The organism is Bacteroides parvus, from assembly GCF_017309675.2.
Taxonomy (GTDB): domain Bacteria; phylum Bacteroidota; class Bacteroidia; order Bacteroidales; family Bacteroidaceae; genus Bacteroides; species Bacteroides uniformis.
The window spans coordinates 4,080,107-4,106,519 of sequence record NZ_CP084680.1 but is presented as its reverse complement, the minus strand read 5'-3'; the positions used below and the strand labels follow the sequence as shown (position 1 = coordinate 4,106,519).

The window sequence follows — 26,413 nt, the reverse complement described above, 5'->3', positions numbered from 1 at the left end:
TCGAAGTATTGGAATTTGTATCAATACAATATGAATAACTTCCTATTTTATAAACTAATACTATTATCATGAAAAGAAAAAGAGTCCTTTTGCTGCTTTGCATTCTCAGTTGCACTTTGCAGCTCTTCGCACAACAAATTAATGTGCAGGGTGTCGTTTATGACCCTTCCGGAGAAACGGTTCCGGGTGCTAATGTCAGTATGAAAAGTAATCCGGCTGTGGGTACTGTGACGGATATTGATGGGAATTTCAGTCTGAAAGCTTTTGTGGGTGATGTGTTGGTCTTCACCTTTATCGGTTATGAGCCTATTGAGTATAAACTGACTGCTGCAGATACAAATCTGAAAGTCCGTTTTACTGATTCTTCTGAGTTGCTGGACGAGGTAGTTGTAGTAGGCTATGGTGTACAAAAGAAGAGTGTACTTTCGTCTGCTGTGAGCCGTGTTACCAGTGAAGAGTTGGATAAAGGTAATCCTACAAATATTCAGAATGCTTTGAAAGGTAAAGTTTCCGGTGTACAGATTATCTCTAATTCAGGTCAGCCCGGTGCGGAATCAAAGATTCGTATTCGGGGTACCGGTACGGTCAACAACTCCGATCCGCTTTATATAGTAGACGGCATGCCGTCTGAAAGTGGTATCAGTCATTTGAATCCTTCTGATATTGAGTCTATTGAAGTGCTGAAAGACGCAGCTTCCGCCGCTATTTACGGAGCCCGTGGTGCTAACGGTGTTGTGCTGATAACTACGAAGAAGGGTACTAAAGGGAAGGCTACTTTGAACTATGAATTTACGTATGGTATTCAGAATCCTTCCAAGAAGGTGGATTTGCTGGGTAGTGCGGATTATCAGATGTTGATGAATGAAATGGCTGCCAATGCAGGTAAAGACCCTTATTTCCCGACTGTTTCCAGCGTCAATACCGACTGGCAAAAGGAACTGCAGAACAAGAATGCTCCTATTATGAACCACAAGGTTTCGTTGAGTGGCGGTACGGACAACTCTACCTATTATGCTTCTTTCGGTTATGTAAAGCAAGAAGGTATTTATGCCAAAGGACATGCTGATTATGAACGCTACAATGTACGCTTGAATTACAATAATGTATTACTGGACACGAAATCACGAAATTGGTTGAATAAGATTAGTTTTGGTGCAATTGCAAGCTATTCCAAGTCAATCCAGACTGGTAATACTATTGGCAATAGTGAAGCAGCGGGCTTGATTACTTCCATGAATATGTTGCCTCCTACCGAGCCGGTTTATCAGACCGACCCTGCTATACTGGAGCAATATGCCGTAACTTATCCAAATCATGTCATTGCTCCCAACGGCCTGGCATACAATATCATCGAGATGCGTGAAATAACCAATCCGCTGGCAGCCATGCAGGTCAGTCATAACCAGAGGACTATGCCTCAGAATTTCGGTGCGAACTTTAACCTTGATGTCGACTTGTTGCCAGGCTTGAAGTTCAAGACTACCTATGGTGCGGAATGGGTGTTCAATTCCATCAAGAATGTAACTCCGGTCTACGAGCTAAATGCTACCAGTAAGAATGCCACTTCCAAGGTAGAGGATAAGAAAAGGGAGTCTTCCTATTGGCAGTGGGAAAATGTACTGTCGTATACAAAGTCTTTCGGCCGTCATAATATAGGTGCACTGTTCGGTACAAGTATGTCTTCCTACCATTACTCCAATTTGGAAGCGGAAGATTATAATCTGCTGGTGGTGGATATAGACAAGGGATATATAGACACGGCCACAGCGCCCGAAGAACAGTCCAAAGTATGGGGTGGGGCGGAAGATCACCGTATTGCATCCATATTCGGACGTATCAATTATAATTATGATGAAAAGTATTTGTTCGAAGCGGTAGTGAGACGGGACGGTTCGTCAAACTTCAGTCGCGAGCACCAATATGCTACATTCCCTTCGGTTTCTTTGGGTTGGGTGTTGACTCGTGAGAAGTTCATGGAGAACAGACCTTCCTGGTTGGATTTTGCCAAGATACGTCTAAGCTGGGGACAGAATGGTAACGAACGTATTGGCTCCTTTGCCTATACAAGTATGATGAGTCAGGGTAAGAATGCAGTCATAAATGGAAAGGTATATACGGGCATGCTGCCCAGTGGCTATGCCAATGCCGATTTGAAATGGGAGACCTCCGAACAGACCGACTTGGGTATTGACTTGCGTTTCTTCAACAGTGCATTGACATTCTCTGCCGACTATTTCGTGAAGAAGACGAAGGACATGCTGCTTTCCATGCCGATTCCTCTTTATACCAGTTATGGCAGTATGACGGTCAATTCGGGTACAGTGAAGAACGAAGGTATCGAGTTCGAAGCGTCCTATCGCTTTAAGGTGGGTGAAGTGAATCTGGGTATCAATGGAAATGCTTCTTATGTGAAGAATACCGTAACAGACCAGGGCCCCGACCGTGTCGGTCTCAATAATATCGGCGGTGGTATGGGCGGCCAGGTCAGTTGGAGAGAGAACGGGCGTCCGTACGGCTTCTTCTACGGTTACTTGCATGATGGTATTTTCCAGAATCAGCAGGAGATAGATAGCTATACCTACGTAGATTCTAACGGAAAGACTCAGCTGATACAGCCGAATGCCAAGCCTGGAGATATTCGTTTTAAAGATTTGGATGGTGAAAATGGGTTGAATGGTGATGACCGTACCATGATAGGCAAGCCGAACCCTGACTGGACATATGGATTCACTCTTTCTGCCGATTGGAAAGGATTTGATTTCAGTGCATTCTTCCAGGGAAGTATCGGAAACGACATTTATAAACTGTACAGACGTTCCAATGTGACTTTTGGTAACTACGACAAATCCTGGTTGAACCGTTGGCATGGTGAAGGAACTTCCAATTGGGTACCACGTATCATAGATGGTGACAACAATAACTATCAGGTTTCAAACTTCTTTGTAGAAGATGGATCGTATATGCGTTTGAAAGTGTTGCAGATAGGTTACAGTCTGCCCGGCCAGATGTTGCAGCGTGTCGGCATCAAGGGACTGCGTTTCTTTGTGCAGGGCGAGAATCTGTTTACAATCACCAATTATAGCGGTTATGATCCGGAAGTGGGTACACGCGACGGATTCGACGGTGGAACATATCCGCAAGCACGTACTTATACTATCGGTGCGAATATTACATTTTGATTAACCTAAAAATTAGATACAATGAATAAGATATTAAAGGTATTGGCTTTGGGTGCGATGGCTTTGTCGACCACAGCTTGTTCAGATTTTCTGGAAGTGAATCCGAGAACTCAGGTGTCAGAAACCGAATTCTATAAGACGGAAGACGATATGATGAAGGGCTTGTATGCCGTGATGAATGAAATGCAGACCCGTATGCCGGAGGTTTGGTCTTACTCTTCTTTGCTGGGTGATGAGTCCGAAACCGGTGGTGGTATCGGTGAGGGGTCTTACAAGACGAAATGGGATACTTTTACCTATGACGCGACTTCTTGTTTCGGTGCATGGGGATATGGTTCTTGGTGGAATGAGTGGGATTTTGGCTTGTTCAATGGAGTCATTGCTGCCAATCTGTTGATTGACAAATTGGCCGGATGCAACCTCAGTGCAGACTTTGTCAATTCCATTTCTGCCGAAGCGCGCTTTTACCGTGCCATTTTCTATTACCATCTGTTTATGGGGTATGAGCAATTCCCGCTTATCAAACATTATCTGGCAGCCAGTGAAATGTATAGCGTTGCCAAAGGAACCCGTGAAGAAATTTATGAGTTTATGATGGGTGACTTGGATGACGAAGTGACTAAGTATCTGCCCCAGCGCAGTGCTACACAGCAGGGACGCGTTTGCCGGGATGCTGCCAAGCTGCTTCGTGCCAAAATTATTTTGTTCCATCGTGATGAGACTAAATATCAGGTGGCATTGAATGACATGAAAGAAATAATCACCAGTGGAAGATACCAGTTGAACCCTGATTATCAAAGCTTATGGGTGAAAGACGGAGAATGGTGTGCGGAATCTATCTTTGAGGTATGTTATGCCGGCAATAACTCCGGTGAAGGGTTTGGGCTTGCACGTTCTTTGGGCGGTCGTAACATTGTTGACCCGAGAAGTGCCGAGCAGGGCGGCTTGGGCGAAGGTTATGGGCAGAATACCATGCCGAGTACTGTTTACAACATGTTTAAGGAAGGTGATACGCGCCGTGAGGGAACAGTCATTGTCTATGCGGACGAGGCTAAAAAAGTGGCAGAAATGGTGGCCAAAGGTGAACTACCGGCAGGAAGTGCTTTCCAAGTCAGTGACCAGCAGGAAAATTACGAGGGTCTGGGGCACTATAAGATTCATCCGAGAAAGGAGACGACGTCTACGGTGAATCCTACGGATAACTATTATAACTCTTGGCGTATTTACCGTTATGCCGATGTTTTGCTGCTGGCTGTGGAGCTTGATGTACGTATCAACGGAACTGCCAGTGCTGATGCGCAAGGTTGGTTCGACCAGGTCAGAGACCGCGCTTTCAAAGACAAAGAGCATCGTATCAACTTGGCGGGAAAGAGCAAGCAGGAGTTGTTGGATATTCTTTTTGAAGAGCGTGGGTATGAGTTTATGGATGAAATGCAGCGTTGGTTTGATATTCTGCGTTTCGATAAAGGAACAGAGATTTTAGGTAACAAAGGTTGGACGGAGAAGTTCAGATACTTCCCAATTGACCAGTCGGAAATGGATAGGGCTAAAGGTGGCTTGACACAGAACCCTGGCTGGTTATAAGTTTTGATTGTTTTTTTCTGAAGAGTCCCCGGTATTTCCTTGTGAATAATACCGGGGATTTTTTGTTCCTTCACAAAGTTTGTTTTGGCAAAACATCTGTCATGCTATCACGCAAATGGGTGTATTGTTTTGATTATAAATCAATTAAATCGTGATAGATACCCGTGACAGATAAAAAACGTTACAACCATCTATCATGCTTTCCAATCTTTCTAAAAGATGATGCCTCCTATTTATTGGGTGAATCGTAAAAGTGGCTATTATCTTAGTTCTCAGCATGAAACTTTTAGTTTTGAGGCTAAATACGAGAAGTTTTGATTGGGAAAATAATTGGTTTCATTGAGGGAAACCTTTAGTTTCATGCCTTAAAACTAAAAGTTTCAGCAAGTGAAACTTTTGGTTTCAACGATATGAAACTGTCATTCCGGCCCGTTGGGAACCGGCAAGGGTATCTATATAAAACGACCGAAACAGATACTTTTCCTTCGAAAAGTATCTGTTTCGGCATAAAAACGTAGTGTTAACATAGGAAATAGGGGAATTATCCCCTATTTATTCTCTTGATTGCTGTTATGGAAACCGTTTTATTTGAGGAACGGGTTGCCGCTTTTGTCTTTGCTCACTACCCAGCGGAAAGCATTAACCAATAGCAGGTTCTGTGTACCGTCGATAAACTCTTCGTCACCATGCCCCATATTCAGGTAAATCATTCTGTAATTCTTGTTGGACCATACGATGGGGAAGTCGCCAAAATTCACTACATCCTTGATACCCAGTGGATAGTTCTTGGGAGATAGGGACAAGAGTACCTCTACGTCCTTGTTCTGGCGAGGGCTGGGAGTCCATTGGTACCATTCGCTGGCGGGAGCCACGAATGATGCAGGCAGATTCTTGGTAACGGGATGTTCTTCGTTGTCGACTTCGACCAATACCGGCTGGGGAGGCCAGTTGTTGCAATAGAACACCCCACCACCAAGAAATTTAACAAACCAGGGCCAATGCGTGTTTTTGTCGTTGTAGGCAGCTGCGTGGAAACCTACCCAGCCGCCTCCGTTTTCCATGTATTGCTCAAAGGCATCGCGTTCGGCCTTGGTGTTGGGAGATGTGTTAAGCATGATAATGACATTGTATTCTTTCAGTTTCTCGTATGGGTATTTTGAAAAATCGGTAGTAATATCCAGAACAAAGCCGTCACCGTAATTGAGCTTCTTGAAGAAAGTGGTTGCTTGTTCTGCAAATTGTACGTGTGCTTCTTCCGCATGTTGCGTGTAATAAATCAAGGCCTTGAAGCGAGGAGCTTTGGCATAGTTTGCCGGATAACCTTCGGGGACTTGTGCGTACGTCAGCAAGGTGCAAGCCGTAAACAATAAAATAAGCAGATGTTTCATAATTTGTAATTTATAAGTTATTAATTCTCCATTATCTAATATTCCGCAATCAGAGACAGCCATTTGCCTGCCGAGGTAATCCATACCTCTTTATAACAGGCATTGTTGGTTTGCGGCCAATAGGGGACATCGTCGTTACCCAGGGTACGGATACCAACGGGCATCTCTCCTGTCATTTCTCCCGAAGAGAAGGTATTCAGTTGCGGATAGTTGTGTCCTTCTCCATAAATCAAGGATTGTCCGAAAGGATTCTTGCCTACGGTCCAGTACAACTGTTCCAGACCGATGTTGAGCAGTTCCTTGTCCTTCAGGAAGTTTCCGCAGATGGCGGCGGACTTTCCGTTGGAAAGATGGATGGCGGTATTGCCGTTGAAAATGTTGAACCACACGGGGAAGCGTTTCATGTAGTGCTCTTTGTCCAGTTGTACTCCTCGTTTAATCTGTTCCGTGTACAGTTCCTTGGCATTGGCAGGTGGAAACAGATGGAGGGCGTAGAAGTTGGTGGTATCCTTATATTCCTCTGCATGGTAAACACCGCTTGGAATCATACCGTAGGGATGGGTATACTTCATCATTCCTTTCAGATAGTCTCCATATAGTTGTATGGAATTCACCCATTTAGGGTAATCGGGGTGCTCCTTCTGGGTTTCGCAAAGCATCACCATAGCCTGCATATAGACCTGCTCGCGCGACTGGTGTATGTAATGTACGATGGATTTGCGGGATTTGTCCCGGTAGAAGAATCCGCGTGTCCCGTCTTTGTCTTTCAGCGGTTCCGTGCGCTGGCAGTCGAGGGTGTAGCGGATGTATTCGGCGGCGATGTCCGCATAAGAAGGTTTTCCGGTCAGCTTGTATAATTGGCTTGCCGACCAGGAGATGGTAGCCATATACTGACTTTTCGAAGTGTTGTAACTGTGTTCGTAAGGCTGGACGAACTGGTCGAAACCGTCTTTTTTGAATTTCTCCATGGCGAAAGCGAAATCTTCTTCGGCCACGCGCAGAAGATATTCCTGCTGCATCGGGTCGTTGTCCAGCGTCATGGAGGCATACGCCTCATATCCGGCATAGAGGAAATTGTCGAATGCCATGTTCTGCACGCGTACAGAAGATATGTCGTCCAGTGTGTTGAATACACCATCCTGCCAGATTAGCAATCCCATGCTGCTGGCGCGGTAGCCGTCTCCATAGCGGTTCTTTAGCATAAACTCCACTCCCCATTCCGCTTCTTCGCGCAGGCGGGCGGCGAGGGTGGGGTTGGTGTTTCTTTGTTTATTATAGGCTTCGAGCAGGGCAAAAGCCACATCTCCCGTCTGCAGGGTCTGCTGGGACAAGTCGCCCGCATCGTGCCATCCACCGGAGTAGGAGATACTGCGTCCGTCATGCCGGGACATCAGGTCTGCGTGGCAGGAGGCATGCTTGCCGGGAACTGGATGCCCGCAGCGTTGGCAAAAGATGAAATTCAGCACTTTCCATTGTGAATCTTCCCAAAGCCGTTCTCCAATCCGAAAGGCAGGGGTCAATGAATTGCCGGCTTTCAGCCGATACTCTCCGGGAAGGTCGAAGGAGGTGAAGTCGATGAGACCGAATCGTCCGAGGGTGGTTGTCTCTTCCCGGATGTCTCCTTCGTAAGCCACTTTTCCGTCCGTGGTAAGCAGTTGGAAGCGTTTACCGGCATCTATGGTGACGTTTGTGTTGATAAGGGCGGTTTTAGGGTGATTGATGGCATAGCCGGTTGTCGAATAGGAGATTTTTCCATCGGCGGGTATCCATCCGCTGACTTTCTCGGGGGCTTTCACTGTTTGCAACTGGAGGTTGTCTAAGTAGTAGGTTGCTGAATCTCCCGTTGTCCGGTCCTTGCCTTTGAGGGCTGTGCTGAAGCTTATGGACATTACTTTGTCGCGCTGATACTCGTCTATTTCGAGGAAGCATTGGTTCCACTTCTTGTTGACAAGGTTGATAAGATGCGAACCCGAAGGTGGATTGTACCCTTTCTTGGCAGGAGTATCTGCATTATGGAATGTGAGGTTCATGTTGACGATACGTGCCCCGTCGCAGTCGGGGTAGATGGAGAATGCAATGCGGTTGTACTTTTCCAGGTTGGCACCGTCCAGATGATAAGTGACACCGCTGTTTCCATAGGTGGCATAGTCGGGGTCGGAAGGAGAGCCGGTCGCTCTTTTTCCGGTGAATGTAGGAAATTGCAGTTTGATGCTGCCTTTTCCGGAAACGGTCTTTTCCGTACTGAAGGACATGCTTCCTGCGCCGGAATGACTCCATCCTTCTGTACCTGCCGAGCGGGTGAGGGGAGCGCTTTGCAGGACTTCCTTTTTCCATCCGTTGGCTTCGAAAGAGTGCTCGATGTTTAGGGGTAGGGGTTGGTGTACCAGCCCGCTTTCATGGAGCTGCCGTTCCAGTTCGGGGTCTTGGGTCAGGCGAGTTTGCCCGTATGCGGCAATGCTACCGGCAGATAGAAGATATAAGAATAATAGTGTCTTTCTCATGTGGATGTCAACCTTTGGTTTAGGTTGCAATGTTAGCCATTATTAGGCAGAATAAGGTTTGAAAACTGCCATAAAAGCTCTAAAAACTATCCGAAGTAGCGAAGTTTGATGGAAGGTGAACCTCGGAAGGTGTTTTTTAAACCCGGAATTATGACATTATTGTCATTTTGCTTGTTCTCTTTTTATATTTTTTCTATTTTTATACCGTTATAGCGAATTGTTGGCTGAAAAACGGAAGAATGGAACACTTTTGGCTGAGGAAAAAATGCCGGGGATTTGACATTTTATCATTCTTTAATCAAAATATAACCGTAAAATTTAGCTGTTTTGAAAAGTTTTCCTATATTTGCGGTGTTATTCATTGACATTTTGTTTGAATAGCGTGAAGTCAACAAGGTAATAACCTTTAAAACGTAATATTATGAATATCGAACGTATCATGGCCTCTTTAGAGGCAAAGCACCCCGGCGAGTCTGAGTATCTTCAAGCCGTAAAGGAAGTTCTTCTTTCCATCGAAGATATCTATAACCAACATCCTGAGTTCGAGAAAGCGAAAATTATAGAACGTCTGGTTGAACCTGACCGTATCTTTACTTTCCGTGTAACGTGGGTGGATGATAAGGGTGAAGTTCAGACGAACCTCGGCTATCGTGTGCAGTTCAACAATGCCATTGGCCCGTACAAAGGCGGTATTCGTTTCCATGCTTCCGTAAATCTTTCTATCCTCAAATTCCTGGGATTTGAGCAGACTTTCAAGAATGCTTTGACTACATTGCCTATGGGCGGTGGTAAGGGTGGTTCCGACTTCTCTCCGCGCGGAAAGAGCGATGCTGAAATCATGCGTTTCTGTCAGGCCTTCATGCTGGAATTGTGGCGTCACCTCGGTCCGGATATGGATGTTCCTGCCGGTGATATCGGTGTAGGCGGTCGCGAAGTGGGCTATATGTTCGGTATGTATAAGAAGTTGACTCGCGAATTTACGGGCACATTTACCGGTAAAGGATTGGAATTTGGCGGTTCGCTGATTCGTCCTGAAGCAACAGGATTTGGTGGCTTGTATTTCGTAAACCAAATGTTACAGACAAAAGGCATTGACATCAAGGGCAAGACCGTGGCTATCTCCGGTTTTGGAAATGTGGCTTGGGGTGCTGCTACCAAGGCTACCGAATTGGGTGCCAAGGTTGTTACCATCTCCGGTCCAGACGGTTACATCTACGATCCGAATGGTATCAGTGGCGAAAAGATAGATTATATGCTGGAACTTCGGTCGTCGGGCAACGATATCGTGGCACCGTATGCCGACGAATTCCCCGGCTCTACTTTCGTGGCAGGCAAACGCCCGTGGGAAGTGAAAGTGGACATCGCTCTGCCTTGCGCTACTCAGAACGAGCTGAACGGCGAAGATGCACAACATCTCATTGACAACAAGGTGACATGTGTAGGAGAAATCTCCAATATGGGATGTACGCCCGAAGCTATCGATCTTTTCATTGAAAATAAGATTATGTATGCACCGGGCAAGGCTGTCAATGCAGGTGGTGTGGCTACCAGCGGACTGGAAATGTCGCAGAACGCCATGCACCTCAGCTGGAGTGCAGCCGAAGTGGATGAAAAACTCCACGCCATCATGCACGGAATTCATGCTCAATGCGTAAAATATGGGACAGAACCCGATGGCTACATCAACTACGTGAAGGGAGCGAATATCGCCGGTTTCATGAAGGTGGCTCATGCCATGATGGGTCAGGGAATTATCTAAGAGAGAAACTTTGTTTAGTTGTATTTGTATTTGTGGTTTGTGCTGCTCTACGCCTGTGAAGGTATCGGGCAGTACTTTTTTTATTCTCAATTAAAAAAGTTGTATCTTTGTATCCGAGAAACCATAAATGACAAAGAGATGTTACTACCTGAATTGAAACTGAGACGTGATAAAATACGCTCTCTCATGGCTCAACAAGAGATTGATGCCGCTCTTATCGCTTGCAATGTAAACTTAATCTATACGTACGGACGTGTCGTCAGCGGTTACTTGTATCTGCCGTTGAATGCTCCCGCCCGTTTATTCATCAAACGTCCTAACAATATTGAAGGGGAACATATTCATCCTATCCGTAAACCGGAACAACTGCCTGACTTACTAAAGGAATGTGGTTTGCCCATACCTGCGAGGTTGATGCTGGAGGGGGATGAGTTGTCTTTTACGGAATATAACCGTTTGGCTGCGTGTTTCCCTGAAACGGAGGTGCTTCCTTGTGGTACGGCACTTATCCGGAAGGCCCGAAGTGTCAAGACTGAAATAGAGATTGAGATGTTCCGTCGTTCCGGCATTGCACATGCTAAAGCTTACGAACAAATACCCTCGGTTTATAGACCAGGAATGACAGACCGCCAGTTATCCATCGAAATAGAGCGCCTGATGCGTCTGGAAGGTTGTCTGGGTATTTTTCGTACCTTCGGACAAAGTATGGAGATTTTTATGGGAAGTCTGCTGGCAGGAGACAATGCCACTGCGCCTGCCCCCTATGATTTTGCTCTGGGAGGCGAGGGACTTGACCCGTCACTGCCTATCAGTGTGAACGGTGCACTGTTGCAGCCCGGTCAGAGCTTTATGGTTGATATGGGGGGTAACTTCTATGGCTATATGGGAGACATGAGCCGTGTATTCTCTATCGGAAAGCTGCCGGAAAAGGCATATGTTGCCCATCAAGTTTGCCTGGACATACAAGAGGCTGTTGTAGAAAAAGCGAAACCGGGTGCTGTTTGTGAGGACCTTTACAATCTCGCTATCGATATTGTCACCAAAGCAGGCTTTGCCGACAACTTTATGGGAGCCACTCAAAAGGCCAAGTTTATCGGTCATGGCATCGGTTTGGAAATCAATGAAATGCCGGTATTGACTCCGCGTATGAAGCAGGAGTTGGAGCCGGGTATGGTCTTTGCATTGGAGCCGAAAATTGTTTTGCCGGGCATTGGTCCCGTTGGTATCGAAAACTCTTGGGTTATAACAGCGGAAGGAGTGGAGAAACTGACGTTGTGTAAGGAAGAGATTGTGGAACTTTGAAAATTGATAATGGATAATGGAAAATTGCCATGCGGTTTCAATAAATACGCTGCACTGTTTATTTTTCCATTATCCATTTTCAATTATTTTACCCTTCTGTTAAGCTGATTATTCGCTTTCGAAGGTTTGGATTTACCAATCCGTTTTCCGGTTGGCTTGGCCTTGTTGCTCCGTTTGGGCTTTATGCCGGAATGGTTACTCGCCTTCATAATATTCACATAAGTAGTAGCGGGCTATAAAGTCCCAATATTGATGCAGTGTTTCTTTTCCTTTCAAGAAGGGAAGTTCCACATCGGGTAGAATTCCTTTGGTCATTCCGTATTTCAGCAGGTCGAACGGACACTCTCCAGGTTGGCAGAACATCTTGTAACCCTCTGCAGCAGCGCGTTTGGCATCGTACATCGGGTTATGTTCTTCACAGAAATAGGCGGCCACGTTGTGGGCTACGAGCATACCTTTGGCGTTGGCATAAATCACGAACTCTTTTTTGTATTCCAGGTCGGGCAATAATGCGGACCGTTTGTTTTCCCATCCCAAGACATTGACAAAGAAAGTGCAAAGCTCCTTGTAATCGGTGAAGTATAGCAGCGGTTTCCCCTGGCTGTATTCCAGACAGTGGGCGGCATCTTTGCTCAGTTTGGTTTCCGGAGTGACTTCCGGCAGCGGAGTAATGGGTATATCCAGTAAATCAAGTCCCATTACCCAAAGGAAGGAAGATTCTCCCTTGCTGATGGGAGCTTCTTCGAAACGTGCATCCATCAGTTCATAGGCGCTTTGGCTTAATGCAAGCAGGTCTTTGTCATAAGGACTGAACAAGGTGTATTCCTTGTCAAAAATGCTGAATTGTGATTTCAATGTCCACAGTACGAATGCAATGTCTTCCTGATTTATTTCATCGGGCGTATAATCGTCACTCAGCGGATAGAACGGCAGGTAAGTTCCGTATACTCCCTGAAAGGCTTCGGAGAAAAGTTTCCAGCCTCCGCTTTGGGCAATGGCATCTTGAAAGTACATGCCGAGGGAAATGGCTGCGTCAATTTGGGTACGCAGCTCTTCCTTGTTGAACAGAGGAGAGGCTTTGACGAGGGGCAGGATGCTTGTGGCGAAGTCGAGGTACCATTTGTCTGTTGGCAGTACGCGGGTGCGTTCATTGGCCCCCAACCAATATTGCATGTTGATTGTTGTCATGATTTGTTTTAGATAAAGGTTATAGTCTTTTTAATGCCAATTTGATGACTTGTTCCACCGGTGCACTTGGTTCTTCCTTCAAAATGGCAAGCACTACTTTTTGTGAGGGGGCTTGTGCAAAGCCCAGCATGGTAAGGGCGGCTACGGCTTCTTCTTGTACTTGTGCGTTGGCTGCCGATACCAGTGTACCTATGGTCCCTGCGTTGCCGGCTACAACGCTGCCGGTCTTGATTTTGTCTTTTAAATCCACAATTATCCGTTGGGCTGTTTTCAGCCCGATACCCTTGACTGTTTTCAGTAGAGTGGCATTTTCCGTGCTGATGACATTTATCAGTTCGGATGGCGAGAGTGCCGAGAGAATCATGCGGGCTGTATTTCCGCCGATGCCTGAAACGGAGATGAGCAGCAGGAATAGTTCGCGTTCCTGCTTGTCGGCGAATCCGTAGAGGACATAGGCGTCTTCACGGATAGCTTCGTATATATATAGTTTGCATTCTTTCTTGCCCTGGATGGCGGCATACGTGTTCAATGAAATATTGACGCCGTATCCCAATCCGTTGCAGTCTATTATTGCGGTTGCCGGACTTAGTTCGGCAATTCCGCCTCTGATGTATTCTATCATAATTCTTTTACTTGTCGGCCCAAAATGCGCCTTGCATACATATCATCTGCGAATGTATGAATTATTATTGGACTTTCACTCACTAAAAAAAGAAAAACTGTGTGAAACAGCAGGGAGTTCTGCCGATATAATAAATTAAAATGCTTACTTTTGCGCCGATAAAGTAGAAAACTGATAAATAAATTCATAAAAAGAATGAAAAAAGTAAGAGCGGCCATCGTTGGCTATGGTAATATCGGGCATTATGTGCTCGAAGCCCTGCAAGCAGCTCCCGATTTCGAAATTGCCGGTGTAGTACGCCGTGCCGGAGCTGAAAACTGTCCTGCGGAACTGAGTGCATATCCCGTTGTGAAGAATATCAAGGAACTGAAAGACGTGGATGTTGCTATCCTTTGTACGCCTACCCGCAAGGTGGAAGAGTATGCAAAGGAGATCCTTGCTTTAGGCATTCATACTGTGGACAGTTTCGATATCCATACGGGTATCACTGCCTTGCGCCGCACACTGGATGCAGAGGCTAAAAAGCATAATACGGTATCCATCATTTCTGCCGGCTGGGACCCGGGTAGTGACTCCATTGTCCGCACTATGCTGGAAGCCATTGCTCCGAAAGGCATTACCTATACTAATTTTGGTCCGGGTATGAGCATGGGACACACCGTGGCTGTAAAGGCCATCGAAGGTGTGAAAGCCGCTCTTTCCATGACTATTCCTACAGGAACCGGCATTCACCGTCGTATGGTGTACATTGAGTTGAAGGATGGTTACGAATTTGATAAGGTGGCTGCAGCCATCAAAGCCGACCCGTACTTCGTGAATGACGAAACACATGTAAAATTGGTTCCGAGTGTGGACGCACTGCTCGATATGGGTCATGGGGTAAACCTGACCCGTAAAGGTGTGTCTGGCAAGACGCAGAACCAGCTATTTGAGTTCAACATGCGTATCAACAATCCTGCCCTCACGGCACAAGTGCTGGTATGTGTGGCGCGTGCCGCTATGCGTCAGCAGCCTGGTTGCTATACAATGGTTGAAGTTCCGGTAATAGACCTGCTTCCGGGCGACCGCGAAGAGTGGATCGGCCATTTGGTATAAGACACAAAAAAAACAGATGATGTGTTTGGTTCAAACGCATCGTCTGCTTGCCCCGAATACATCATCTGTTTGATGCAAACGCATCATCCGTTCTACCGCGAATGGATGATGCGTTTTTTTATGTCTTGTTCTTTAAAAGAAATACCTCAGTATATCATTGAAGTTTGCCCAAATCAGCAAACCGAATAAGAGGAACATGCCCACCATCTGCGCACGTTCCATAAACTTGTCGCTGGGCTTGCGGCGTGCAATGATTTCGTAAATGAGGAATAACACGTGTCCACCGTCCAGTGCAGGGATGGGCAGAATATTCATAAAGGCAAGGATGATGGAGAGGAATGCCGTCATGTACCAGAACTGGTGCCAGTCCCACGTGGCGGGGAAAATACTGCCGATGGTTCCGAAACCTCCGAGTTGCTTGGCTCCTTCCTTGGAGAAAAGATATTTCATCTGGCCTACGTAGCCTTTCAGAGTCTTTACCCCCAAAGATACGCCGGCAGGGAAAGAGGAAAGGAAACTGTATTCCTTGCGGACAACGGGCAGCAGTTTGTCGGTTGCCGTACGTGCTGCTACGCCTATTTCATAGTCGGCATTGGTCATCATGCTCAAGGTGTCTGTCACACCGTTACGGACGTATGTCAAGGTTACCTCATGGGATGCATTGGCTTTCTTGCGCTTCAGCATCTCTTCTTTGAAGTCGTAGTAGGCTATTGACTTTCCATCCAAGTGGGTGATGCTGTCACCTACTTGCAGACCGGCGGAAGCGGCAGGGTATCCTACAATCAGGCTGTCGACTACATAAGGGAAACGGAAACTGGCGAAACGCACACTGTCTGCCAGCAAGCGGTTCATCATGTCTTCGGGGATGTAGACTGAAGCAGCTTCCCCGTCACGCAATACGCTTACCTGGCGGGCATCGACAATACTGGTCAGCAGGTCGCCGTCATAGCGTTCGAACGGTACCCCGTCGGCAGATATTAGGATATCGCCGTCGCGGAAGCCTATGGCTTTGGCTGTTTCGTTAAAATCCATACCCAATGGGGCTTTTTGTACTGGTATAAATTCGTCGCCCCAAGTAAAAAGTATCATGGAATAGATGAACAATGCGAGCAGGAAGTTGAACAATACACCGCCTACCATAATTAGCAGGCGCTGCCATGCCGGCTTGGCACGGAACTCCCATGGCTGCATGGGTTGCTTCATCTGTTCGGTATCCATAGATTCGTCTATCATACCTGCTATTTTTACATAACCACCTAAGGGTAGCCACCCGATACCATATTCCGTGTCACTGTGTTTGGGCTTGAACTTGAATAATGTGAACCAAGGGTCAAAGAATAAGCAGAACTTTTCTACCCGCGTCTTGAACAGACGCGCAAAAAGGAAGTGCCCCCCCTCATGAACAATAACGAGCAACGAGAGGCTCATAATGAGTTGCAGGGCACGAATCAAGAATGTTTCCATCTAATTATTTGCTGTTTTACGATTTTTATAATTTTCGCAAAGGTACGTTTTCTTATTTAACGTATCAAATGAGTAGATGTTTTTTATAATTCTTTTCATTCCGGTGTATCTATCAAATCAGCTCTTCTGCTATCCGTCGGGCTTCGGCATCCGTAGCCACATAGTCTTCATAGGTGGGCTTCTGTAAGTAGGATACGCGCGACATGGTCTTTTCTATTACTTCACTCATGCCAAGGAACGAAATTTTGTCCTGCAGGAAGGCAGCTACCACCACTTCATTGGCGGCATTGACAATGCAAGGCATATTGCCTGCACGATGTAGCGCTTCGTAGGCCAGGGCGAGGTTACGGAAACGGGTGGTGTCCGGTTGCTCGAACGTCAGTTCCGTGCACAGCTTGAAGTCCAGGCGCGGGAAAGAGGCTTTCAACCGGTCGGGATAGGAGAAGGCATATTGGATGGGCAGGCGCATGTCCGGCATTCCCAGTTGTGCTTTCACGGCACCGTCCTCAAACTGTACCATGGAGTGGATGACGGATTGCGGGTGTACCACGACTTCTATCTGGTCGGGACGTACACCGAACAGCCATTTGGCTTCGATTACCTCGAACCCTTTGTTCATCATGGAAGCAGAGTCTATCGTGATTTTGGCGCCCATGTCCCAGTTGGGGTGTTTCAGTGCTTGCGCTTTGGTGACGGTTGTTAGTTGCTCCATAGTGCAGGTGCGGAACGGACCTCCGGAGGCAGTCAGTATCACTTTTTCTATTTGGTTGCCTATCTCACCGGCCAGGCACTGGAAAACGGCGGAGTGCTCGGAGTCGACGGGTAGGATGGGGACACCGCTGAAGCGTGCCAGGTCATTGATGAGCTCTCCCGCCACCACCAGCGTCTCTTTGTTGGCAAGGGCTATCGGCTTACGGGCTCGGATGGCATTCATGGTGGGCTTCAGCCCTGCATATCCCACCATGGCGGTCAATACCATATCAATGGGATTTTCGGTCACAATCTGGCAGAGGGCATCTGCGCCGGCATATACCTTGATAGGTAGGTCGGCAAGCGCTTCTTTCAGTTGCGTGTATTTCGATTCGTTGGCTATTACCACTGCCTCAGGCTTGAATCTGCGTGCCTGGGCTATGAGTTCCTCTACGCGGTTATTGGCGGTCAATACGTATGCTTCGTACTGGTCGGGATGTTCTTCGATGACCTGCAACGCTTGTGTACCGATGGAACCGGTAGAACCGAGTATGGCAATCTGTTTCATTTACTATTATGCTATTTACAATTTACTATTTGGAGACTAAAATACGATGTAAAGCTCGGGATTTACGGCCCTGCCCTTATGCCACAGCTCGAAGTGAAGGTGGGGACCGGTGGACAGCTCGCCGGTGTTTCCTACCAGTGCGATGGCTTCACCCCCTTTCACCGCATCTCCTTCCCGTTTCAGCAGAGAGCCGCAATGCTTGTAGACTGACACGAAGTCCTGGTTGTGCTGTATTTCTATCAGATAACCCGTCTCGGCAGTATAGGTACTCAGTATGACGGTACCGTCTAAGGTGGCCAATACGCTTTCGCCCGGATTGGCGGCAATGTCCGTGCCGAAGTGTTTTGTTTCGGCATTGAAGGGAGATGAAATCATGCCGCGTGTGGGGCGGTAGAAAATCAGTCCGTCTATTTCGGGGCGAGCGGTGATGCTCGTCAGGTTGTACTTTTCTGTCTCCTCGTACTGTTTGCGGAATTCGGCTTCCCGTTGTGTACGTTCCATGAGCGAATCTTCGCGCAGGTGGGTCAACGAGTCGATGGAATGTATGGTATCTGCCTTTATCTTGCCCTGGAAGATGTCCTGGATATTCATGATATAGAGGTTCTGTCTGTTCACCAGTTGCTGGAGGGAATCTACGCGCAAGGCATTCTCCACTACCTGGGCACGGATTTCACTGTTCATATATCCCGGCAGGTAGTTGCGCAGCGGGGTGAAGGCTACGATCAGGGAGGCGATGAGAAACAATACGAACAGCACGGAGAGCAATACGGACAGTCCGTTCAGCTTGGATACGCGCAACGTGATGATATCCTCAAGGGTATTCTCGTTCGTAATCGTCAGTCTGTACTTGAACTTGATGTTACTCCAAAATGCTTTTCTTCGTTTCTTTTTCATACCTCTTCTGTTTCGTCCAAAGCTATCAAACCTTCCGGCAGGTCTACGGTGATGACCTTGTGCTTCTGGTCAATGTCTATGATAAACTCTTCTTGTGCCGGCACCAGCAGTTCTTCTCCCTGATAGTCCACCACAAACAGTGTGTTGATGGTCGATGTGTCCACGTCCGTCACTTCTCCCAGCGTGCCGTGATGTACTTCCTCCATACGAAAACCGACGAAGAAGTCCCAACTCAGTTCACCTGGTCCTGCCTCTTCTGCATGCTTTACGGGGAAGTAGACCTCAATATTAGTGAACATGCGGGCGCGTTCTGCCGTGTCCACGCCTTCCAGTTTGACAAGGGCGGTGGTGTCGGAGCGGAAACGGTATTCTTCCAAGAAGAAAGGCACCAGTATACCATCCAGCAGGCAGATTAGGTATTCGGCTTCCACCCGGTCGAAGATGTCATCCGTAAAAGTGAACGATAGTTCTCCGTGAATGCCGTGGGGCTTGTTGAATATACCTATCTTATATACTTCTTCTCTCTTTATCATCTTATTCTATTCTTGTTATTCTTGCTCCGAGCGCATTCAGTCGCCCTTCGATGTTCTGATAGCCACGGTCTATCTGCTCTATGTTGTGGATGCGGCTGATGCCGTCCGCACTCATGGCAGCTATCAGCAGGGCGATGCCCGCACGGATATCGGGCGAGGTCATGTTGCCGCCACGTAGTTTAAAGCCGTGGTCGTGACCGATGACAACGGCGCGGTGCGGGTCGCAGAGGATAATTTGCGCTCCCATATCTATCAGCTTGTCCACAAAGAACAAGCGGCTTTCGAACATTTTCTGGTGAATGAGTACACTGCCTTTTGCCTGGGTGGCAACCACCAGCAGCACACTGAGCAAGTCTGGTGTCAGTCCGGGCCAGGGTGCGTCGGCAATGGTCATGATGGAGCCGTCGATAAAGGACTCTATCTGGTACGTCTCTTGTGAGGGCACGTAAATGTCATCTCCTCGCTGCTCCATCTTGATGCCGAGGCGGCGGAAACTGTCGGGGATAATTCCCAAGTTCTCGTAGGAGACATTCTTGATGGTCAGTTCGCTACGGGTCATGGCTGCCATGCCGATGAAACTGCCCACTTCAATCATGTCGGGGAGGATGGTATGCTCGGTTCCGTGCAGCTCGTCCACTCCTTCGATAGTCAGGAGGTTGGAGGCGATGCCTTCTATCTTAGCTCCCATCCGGTTCAGCATTCTGCAAAGTTGCTGCACGTAGGGTTCGCAGGCGGCGTTGTAGATGGTGGTCTTGCCTCTGGCAAGGACTGCTGCCATTACAATATTGGCGGTTCCCGTTACAGATGCCTCGTCGAGTAGCATATAACTGCCATGCAGTTGTTTGGCTGATATTTCGTAGATGCCACGTTTCTCATTATAGATGAAGTTGGCTCCTAAATTTTGGATACCAATAAAATGTGTATCCAGACGGCGGCGTCCTATCTTGTCTCCGCCCGGCTTGGAAATCATGGCCTTGCCGAAACGTGCCACCATCGGCCCCACCAGCATGACGGAACCGCGCAGGCTGGAACATTTTTTCAGGAACGCGTCACTTTCCAGATAGGCAAAATCAATGTCGGCAGCTTGAAAACTGTAAGTGTCAATGCCTTTTTTAGATACGCTGACTCCCATATCCCGCATCAATTGGATAAGGTTGTTGACGTCCAGTATGTCCGGGATATTGTGCACAGTCACCTCTTCGGCAGTGAGCAATGTGGCGCAGATAATTTGCAACACCTCGTTTTTTGCTCCTTGGGGGTAAATGTCACCGGAAAGTCTGTGTCCTCCTTCGATTACAAATGATGCCATGAAGTTAGTGATTAGGGGTTAGTGATTAGTAATTAGTAATTAGTGGTCTGCATGGTGATGCCACATGACATTCATCACTAACCACTAATCGCTAATCATTCAATTTTAGTATTTTCGTTTATTGTTCCGGTTGTTATTCCGGTTATTTTGGTTATTCACCTTCGGACGGTAGTTCTGGTCAATACGTTCGGCCATGAGTCGGACGATGCTGTCTGTCATTTGCAGTTTTCCGTCAGAGAGTTCGGTGAGGTCATCTGAAATTTTACGGTCATCGACGGTATCTTTATTCCATGCCATGTAATCTTTCTTCATGTGATTGCAGATGAGGGCTATCAAGTTCTGTTTCTCGTCTCCTTCCGGGAATTCGATAGCTTTCTTTATCAGTACTTCCAGCGTACGGCCGTAGTGGCGGTAACGGATTTTGGTACTGGGGTAGGGGATACTCTCCGGCTTAGTGTTCAGATTGTCCTTGCGGATAATCTCGTACGGATAATCTATATCCAGTTGGAAGTTGGCCATAATGGCAAGGTGGTCCCACAGCTTATGTTTGAAGTCGGGCACATCGCGCAAATGGGGAAACATGTTTCCCATGATGTTGATGATTGTATTTGCGCAGCGCTGGCGTTCTGCGCGGTCTTCGATTGTCAGCGCGTGGTCTACCATATTCTGGATGCTGCGGCCATATTCGGGCAGGGGCATCCGTTTTTGTTGGGTGTTATATTGCATCTTTAATTAGTGATTAATGTTCAATGATTAGTGATTAGGGTTTAGCGATTAGTGGTTAGTGATTAATGGGCTACGTAGTGATACCGCATGGTATTCATCCCTAATCCCTAATCGCTAAACCCTAAATAAGTTTCTTTGGCGTGCCGGCTACGAATTCCTTCAAATAGAAGGGTTCGAAATAGGCCACATCCTTGAAATCTTGTTCGGCTGTTGCCTTTTCTGCCAACGGGAACATCATGCTGGCAAGCGGGCGGATGCCGTCGATGAAGTGTGCATTGGGATGCGTGATTTTCTCTTTGCATTTGGCCGCACCGTCACCGAAGAAATAGACGGGATGTCGCTCTAAGAATTCCAGGTAGGAGTTTTCGTCCACAATATCGGCTGCAATGTCGCGCACCGGTTTCAAGGCACGGTCGTAGATGGCAGCATAGACTTCCATGCGGCGGGCGTCAATCATGGGACAGAGCAGTGCGTCGTCGGGTAGCTCATCGTGGTAGAGTAATACCGGTACACACTGAACTTTCAGGGTTTCCAGTCCGATTAGTGGCAGGTTACGTCCATAGCAGACACCTTTTGCCATTGACACGCCGATACGCAACCCGGTATACGAACCTGGGCCGCAGCTTACGGCGACTGCATCCAACGGCATGGCATGGCTATCGGCAAAGGATAGCGCCTCGTCCACAAAGACTCCCAATGAAACGGCGTGTGAAGGGCCATTCAGGTCCTCTTTCTTGAAAACGTTCTGTCCGTCCTCGCTCACGGCTACGGAGCAGGTAGAAGTGGACGTTTCAATATGCAAGATACATGACATAACTTTTATTCTTGATTTTATTGTGGCAAATTTACGTGATTATTTTCACTAATTAAAATAATCGTGTAATTTTGCGCAAAACTATAACATTATGATACAATCCATGACAGGCTACGGCAAAGCAACCGTCGAACTGCCTGATAAGAAAATCAACGTTGAAATAAAGTCGCTCAATAGTAAGGCAATGGACTTATCTGCCCGCATTGCTCCGCTTTATCGTGAGAAGGAGATGGAAATCCGTAATGAAATATCACGGAAACTGGAACGCGGAAAGGTGGATTTCAGTCTTTGGATAGAAAAGAAAGAGAGTGCGGAAAGCGCCACTCCCATCAACCAGACATTGGTGGAGGGATATTACAAGCAGATTTGTGCTATATCAGAAAATCTAGGAATACCTGTGCCGGATGCGACGGACTGGTTTGCCACGTTGCTCCGCATGCCGGATGTGATGACCAAGAATGAAACGCAGGAACTGAGTGAGGAAGAATGGGCTGTGGTTTATTCGGCTGTGGAAAAGGCTGTCGGTGCGCTGGTGGACTTCCGTAAGCAGGAAGGAGCTGCCCTTGAAAAGAAGTTCCGTGAGAAGATCTCCAACATCTCCCATCTGTTGGAGACTATCGCTCCCTATGAGAAAGAGCGTGTAGCCAAAGTGAAGGAACGTATTACAGATGCACTGGAAAAGACCTTGAGTGTGGATTATGACAAGAACCGCCTGGAGCAGGAGCTCATCTACTACATCGAAAAGCTGGATGTGAACGAAGAAAAACAGCGTCTTGGCAATCATCTGAAATATTTTATCAATACGCTGGAAACCGGAACCGGCCAAGGCAAGAAGTTAGGGTTCATCGCTCAGGAGATGGGACGTGAAATCAATACCTTGGGCAGTAAGTCCAATCATGCGGAGATGCAGAAGATTGTCGTTCAGATGAAGGATGAACTGGAGCAAATCAAGGAACAAGTATTGAATGTAATGTGATTTAAATTTCATGGCAAAACTTATCATATTTTCAGCCCCTTCGGGTTCCGGAAAGTCGACGATTATCAACTATCTGCTGACTCAGAATCTGAATCTCTCATTTTCCATCTCGGCAACCAGTCGCCCGCCTCGCGGAACGGAGGAAGATGGAGTGGAATATTTCTTTCTGACTCCCGATGAATTCCGCCACCGCATAGCCAATGATGAATTCTTGGAGTATGAAGAGGTGTATCAGGACCGTTTTTACGGGACACTGAAGGAGCAGGTGGAAAAACAATTGGCTGCCGGGCAGAATGTTGTGTTCGATGTGGATGTAGTGGGTGGTTGCAATATTAAGAAATTCTATGGTGAACGTGCATTGTCTGTTTTCATTCAACCGCCTTCGGTGGAGGAATTGCGCAAGCGCCTGGTAGGACGCGGAACAGATGCTCCCGAAGTGATAGAGAGTCGCGTGGCGAAAGCCGAATATGAATTGGGCTTTGCATCGAGATTTGATACGGTGATTGTGAATGATGACTTGGAAACAGCTAAAGCGGAAGCCTTGAAAGTGATTACTCAATTTTTGAACTCATGAAGCAAAATGGAGGACTGCATAACCAGTTGGCACCGAAAAAGAAGAATAATCCGAAGCTCAATAGGGCATTGCTGATTATTAACTGCATCTTATTTCTTTGTGCCCTTGTTGTCGGTATCTTGTATATACATTATCAGGAATCTCGGACAAGCATTCCGATGTTTCTTATTGCTGTGGTGACGGCTGTCAATTCATGGACTGCCTGGCGTGCGTTGAAAGGACACCCTTTGTGATTTTCTTGTTTAAATTAATAGAATAGTGGATATAGGAATCTTCAGCGGCTCATTCAACCCGATACACATCGGACATTTGGCCCTCGCCAACTATCTTTGCGAATACGGGGACCTGGATGAAGTGTGGTTTATGGTCACCCCCCACAATCCGCTGAAGGAAGAAAACGATCTGATGGATGACAAGTTACGTTTGAAGCTGGTGCAGCTAGCCACCGAGGGTTATCCCAAGTTTCGCGCTTCCGATTTTGAATTCCATCTGCCTCGGCCTTCTTATACTGTTCATACGTTGGACGCGCTGAAACGGACTTATCCCCAACACACTTTCCATCTTGTTATTGGTTCGGACAACTGGAAGCTGTTCCACCGTTGGTACGAGTCGGAACGCATTATTGCCGAAAATCATCTTCTGGTTTATCCTCGTCCCGGCTATCCGGTAGAGACTGCCTCTTTACCGCAGAATGTACGGACTGTTTCTTCTCCGGTATTCGAAATCAGCTCCACTTTTATCCGTCGAGCCATGGAGGAGGGAAAAGATGTACGCTACTTCCTGCATCCGGCAGTGTGCGATGAACTCAAACGGATGCAGAATAAATGAATCTTTAAACTGAAATAAATGTCTGTATTTGTACGTGTTTTCATATTTATTTCTTATTTTTGAACGTATCAACCTTGAATGCATGGAAGAGTTTTCTTAATACATAGATATTCCTTAATTTAATAATCCGCTTATGAGAAAAAAATTACTATTACTGGGAGCATTCGGTATGTTGACGACAGCGACGCTTTGTGCGCAAGAATTTCATTTGCAACCTACTCCCCAAGAATATATTACGCAAAAAGATTCTGTTGATATTCCCCAACAATACCAGATCCTTTCCGGCAATTCCGTGCAGGACGGACCTGCGTTGCCTTTACTCCGTTCATTGATGCCGGAAGAGGTGCTTGGCGCTTCTTTCCGTGTATATATAGGAGTGAAAGGAGATAAGATTATTAAGAAATACCAACATAGGATTCCACGCAAATCCGAAGGTTATTTCCTGAAAATAGAAAAAGACTGCATCGTCATAGCCGGTGCTGACGAGCGGGGAGCGTACTATGGTGTACAGACTCTTGCGCAGTTGCTTGCTTTGGGTAAGCTGCCTTTGGCTGAAGTGACGGACTATCCCGATGTTCCCTATCGGGGTGTGGTGGAAGGGTTTTACGGTGCTCCTTGGAGTCAGGAGGCGCGTATACGCCAGCTTGATTTTTATGGTCGGAACAAAATGAATGTCTATATCTATGGACCGAAAGACGACCCTTATCACCGGACTCCCAACTGGCGCAAGCCTTATCCTGCCCAAGAAGGAGAACAACTGAAGGTATTGGTAAATAGGGCGAAGGAGAACAATGTCATTTTCTATTGGGCCATTCATCCGGGTCAGGATATTCGCTGGAATGAAGAAGACCGCTCGTTATTGTTGCAGAAGTTCGAAAGCATGTACCAGTTGGGTGTGCGTGGTTTTGCCGTTTTCTTTGATGATATTTCGGGTGAAGGGACAAAGGCGGACAAGCAGGCTGAACTGTTGAACTATATTGACGACCATTTTGTAAAAGTCAAGCGGGATGTTGCACCATTGATATTGTGTCCCACAGAGTACAACAAGTCATGGACCGATGTAGAAGGAGGCTATCTCACTACGCTTGGTGATAAGTTGAACGAGGGTATCAAGGTGATGTGGACCGGTGATATGGTAGTTGCTACTATAGATAAGTCTACGCTGGACTTCGTCAATCCGCTGCTGAAACGTAAGGCGTACATTTGGTGGAATTTCCCCGTTTCGGATTATGTACAAGACCATTTGCTGCTAGGGCCGGTTTATGGAAACGGGCTTGATATAAAAGATGATATGTCTGCTTTTGTTTCCAATCCGATGGAACATGCCGAGGCTTCCAAAATCTCTCTGTACAGTGTAGCTGATTATACTTGGAATATGGAGAATTATGATAGTGAAACTTCTTGGAAACATGCAGTCAGAGACCTTATGCCACTTCATGCCGAATATTTGGAAATCTTCGCTGCTCATAATTCCGACCCGGGACAGAATGGACATCGTTTCCGCCGTGAAGAGTCCGTTGCCATTCAGCCTGCTCTCTCTGCCTTGTTGAAAGCTTATCAAGAGAAAAACGAGATAGATGAAGATGCCTATCGGCAGGTAGCTGAGGAATGCCGGAAGATAATCGTTGCCGCTGATGGATTGCTTGCATCGGGAAATGAGAATCGTCCGTTGATAACTGAAATAAGGCCTTGGCTCATTCAGTTCAAACAAGTGGGAGAGTATGGTGCGGAGGTGCTGAACATGATACGCCTGCGCCAGCAGAAGGATGCATTTATAGGTAGCTACGAACACGCCCGCGCCCTGCTGGTGCTGATGGGTGAGACGGATGCCCAATATAAAGCGGGCATAAAGAGCGGCAGCTTGCATCTGATGCCTACTTTCAATGCTTTGTTCGAAGCGGCGACAACGGGCTATAATGCAGCGTTCCATGCCGGGCTTGATACAAAGGCTGTTTATTCTCCCTACACGTTGAAGAGCGACGTGAATCAGTTGGCTTCGCTTCCTATTCAGCAGAAGGGAAAGGTGAATACAATTATTCCGTCCAATGAAGTCATCAACTGGCAGGCAGGCGGTGTGCTGACCATTTCGATGGATTATGCCCGCCAGTTGAGTTCGGTGCTTATCGATTTGGGAGATGCGGAGGTTACTGATTCGAAGTTTAAACTGGAAGTAACTTCGGATGGCACAAACTGGCAGGCGGTGGATTTGAAACCGGGATACAGAACGCAGGTGAAGGCATCTCTCAAGGAGTTGAGTGTTGCGAAGATGAGGTTGGTGAATGTATCCGACACAGAGCAGAAGGTGTATTTCAAAATGTTCCGTTTTACGGAGAATTGATATGGTTCCTGATTCTTAAAATAGAGTTACGCGCGTGGGACGATGCTCCCCGTTGTTCTTAAGATCGGAATGACGGGGAGC

Annotated in this window: 21 protein-coding genes; 10 read left to right on the top strand and 11 right to left on the bottom strand. The window is 47.0% G+C overall.

Translation table 11 applies throughout. The features are described from left to right. Positions 1 to 68: 68 nt before the first annotated feature. On the top strand, positions 69 to 3,179 hold the full coding sequence (locus tag JXR92_RS16875) for a SusC/RagA family TonB-linked outer membrane protein (RefSeq protein WP_138345816.1): 3,111 nt from the start codon (positions 69 to 71) through the stop codon (positions 3,177 to 3,179). Positions 3,180 to 3,200: 21 nt separating this feature from the next. Continuing rightward, positions 3,201 to 4,763: a RagB/SusD family nutrient uptake outer membrane protein gene (locus JXR92_RS16870; protein WP_098031944.1), complete on the top strand. Its 1,563-nt coding sequence runs from the start codon at positions 3,201 to 3,203 to the stop codon at positions 4,761 to 4,763. Between the two features lie 584 nt (positions 4,764 to 5,347). On the opposite strand, the gene JXR92_RS16865 is transcribed toward JXR92_RS16870, so the two are convergent. Further along, positions 5,348 to 6,151: a ThuA domain-containing protein gene (locus JXR92_RS16865; protein ID WP_005827023.1), complete on the bottom strand. Its 804-nt coding sequence runs from the start codon at positions 6,149 to 6,151 to the stop codon at positions 5,348 to 5,350. 35 nt (positions 6,152 to 6,186) lie between these two features. Next, positions 6,187 to 8,652: a glycoside hydrolase family 9 protein gene (locus JXR92_RS16860; RefSeq protein ID WP_138345818.1), complete on the bottom strand. Its 2,466-nt coding sequence runs from the start codon at positions 8,650 to 8,652 to the stop codon at positions 6,187 to 6,189. A 421-nt stretch (positions 8,653 to 9,073) separates the two neighbouring features. Here JXR92_RS16860 and gdhA point away from each other — a divergent pair, with 421 nt between their 5' ends. Together gdhA and JXR92_RS16850 are read left to right on the top strand one after the other, a co-directional pair. Further along, positions 9,074 to 10,411 carry an NADP-specific glutamate dehydrogenase gene (gene gdhA, locus JXR92_RS16855; protein ID WP_057097530.1) on the top strand — a complete coding sequence of 446 codons (1,338 nt, stop codon included), beginning with the start codon at positions 9,074 to 9,076 and terminating at the stop codon, positions 10,409 to 10,411. 138 nt (positions 10,412 to 10,549) lie between these two features. Continuing rightward, the gene (locus tag JXR92_RS16850; protein WP_138345820.1) at positions 10,550 to 11,713 is read left to right on the top strand and encodes a M24 family metallopeptidase; all 1,164 of its coding nucleotides are present in this window, start codon (positions 10,550 to 10,552) and stop codon (positions 11,711 to 11,713) included. Between the two features lie 195 nt (positions 11,714 to 11,908). Here JXR92_RS16850 and JXR92_RS16845 read toward each other — a convergent pair whose 3' ends face one another. Together JXR92_RS16845 and ruvA are read right to left on the bottom strand one after the other, a co-directional pair. Then, on the bottom strand, positions 11,909 to 12,901 hold the full coding sequence (locus tag JXR92_RS16845; protein ID WP_009038001.1) for a DUF3843 family protein: 993 nt from the start codon (positions 12,899 to 12,901) through the stop codon (positions 11,909 to 11,911). Positions 12,902 to 12,920: 19 nt separating this feature from the next. Next, the gene (gene ruvA / locus JXR92_RS16840; protein ID WP_005833022.1) at positions 12,921 to 13,523 is read right to left on the bottom strand and encodes a Holliday junction branch migration protein RuvA; all 603 of its coding nucleotides are present in this window, start codon (positions 13,521 to 13,523) and stop codon (positions 12,921 to 12,923) included. A gap of 195 nt (positions 13,524 to 13,718) precedes the next feature. Here ruvA and JXR92_RS16835 point away from each other — a divergent pair, with 195 nt between their 5' ends. Further along, positions 13,719 to 14,618, top strand: coding sequence for a diaminopimelate dehydrogenase (locus JXR92_RS16835; RefSeq protein ID WP_044467617.1), 900 nt, complete (start codon positions 13,719 to 13,721; stop codon positions 14,616 to 14,618). A 132-nt stretch (positions 14,619 to 14,750) separates the two neighbouring features. Here the strand turns inward: JXR92_RS16835 and rseP are convergent, their stop codons facing one another. From rseP to tsaB, 7 genes are all read right to left on the bottom strand, one after another. Continuing rightward, positions 14,751 to 16,082 carry an RIP metalloprotease RseP gene (rseP, locus tag JXR92_RS16830; protein ID WP_057087236.1) on the bottom strand — a complete coding sequence of 444 codons (1,332 nt, stop codon included), beginning with the start codon at positions 16,080 to 16,082 and terminating at the stop codon, positions 14,751 to 14,753. Positions 16,083 to 16,194: 112 nt separating this feature from the next. Continuing rightward, entirely contained in the window at positions 16,195 to 17,340 is a 1,146-nt protein-coding gene (locus tag JXR92_RS16825) for a 1-deoxy-D-xylulose-5-phosphate reductoisomerase (protein ID WP_005826984.1), read from the bottom strand. Between the two features lie 36 nt (positions 17,341 to 17,376). Further along, entirely contained in the window at positions 17,377 to 18,234 is an 858-nt protein-coding gene (locus JXR92_RS16820; RefSeq protein ID WP_005826982.1) for a M23 family metallopeptidase, read from the bottom strand. Further along, positions 18,231 to 18,767, bottom strand: coding sequence for a ribosome maturation factor RimM (gene rimM / locus JXR92_RS16815; RefSeq protein WP_005826980.1), 537 nt, complete (start codon positions 18,765 to 18,767; stop codon positions 18,231 to 18,233). The genes JXR92_RS16820 and rimM overlap by 4 nt, the downstream gene beginning before the upstream one ends. 1 nt (position 18,768) lies before the next feature. Further along, a complete protein-coding gene (murA, locus tag JXR92_RS16810) occupies positions 18,769 to 20,076 on the bottom strand; it encodes a UDP-N-acetylglucosamine 1-carboxyvinyltransferase (protein ID WP_117600505.1) in 1,308 nt (435 codons plus the stop codon). Positions 20,077 to 20,181: 105 nt separating this feature from the next. Next, positions 20,182 to 20,802 (bottom strand): DUF4290 domain-containing protein, encoded by a 621-nt coding sequence (locus tag JXR92_RS16805; RefSeq protein WP_117600504.1) that lies wholly within the window; start codon positions 20,800 to 20,802, stop codon positions 20,182 to 20,184. A gap of 121 nt (positions 20,803 to 20,923) precedes the next feature. Continuing rightward, entirely contained in the window at positions 20,924 to 21,616 is a 693-nt protein-coding gene (gene tsaB / locus JXR92_RS16800) for a tRNA (adenosine(37)-N6)-threonylcarbamoyltransferase complex dimerization subunit type 1 TsaB (protein ID WP_117600503.1), read from the bottom strand. A gap of 91 nt (positions 21,617 to 21,707) precedes the next feature. On the opposite strand from tsaB, the gene JXR92_RS16795 reads away from it, so the two are divergent. The 5 genes from JXR92_RS16795 to JXR92_RS16775 all read left to right on the top strand — a co-directional run bounded on the left by JXR92_RS16795 (position 21,708) and on the right by JXR92_RS16775 (position 26,332). After that, entirely contained in the window at positions 21,708 to 22,592 is an 885-nt protein-coding gene (locus JXR92_RS16795; RefSeq protein ID WP_057281641.1) for a YicC/YloC family endoribonuclease, read from the top strand. Positions 22,593 to 22,602: 10 nt separating this feature from the next. Next, complete coding sequence (gmk, locus tag JXR92_RS16790; protein ID WP_117600502.1) at positions 22,603 to 23,166, top strand: guanylate kinase; 564 nt, start codon at positions 22,603 to 22,605, stop codon at positions 23,164 to 23,166. Continuing rightward, the gene (locus tag JXR92_RS16785) at positions 23,163 to 23,399 is read left to right on the top strand and encodes a hypothetical protein (RefSeq protein WP_117600501.1); all 237 of its coding nucleotides are present in this window, start codon (positions 23,163 to 23,165) and stop codon (positions 23,397 to 23,399) included. The genes gmk and JXR92_RS16785 overlap by 4 nt, the downstream gene beginning before the upstream one ends. Positions 23,400 to 23,424: 25 nt before the next feature. Further along, positions 23,425 to 23,994, top strand: a complete 570-nt coding sequence (gene nadD, locus JXR92_RS16780) for a nicotinate (nicotinamide) nucleotide adenylyltransferase (protein ID WP_117964144.1) — start codon at positions 23,425 to 23,427, stop codon at positions 23,992 to 23,994. Positions 23,995 to 24,127: 133 nt separating this feature from the next. Continuing rightward, positions 24,128 to 26,332, top strand: a complete 2,205-nt coding sequence (locus JXR92_RS16775) for a beta-N-acetylglucosaminidase (protein WP_138345824.1) — start codon at positions 24,128 to 24,130, stop codon at positions 26,330 to 26,332. Positions 26,333 to 26,413: the final 81 nt, after the last annotated feature.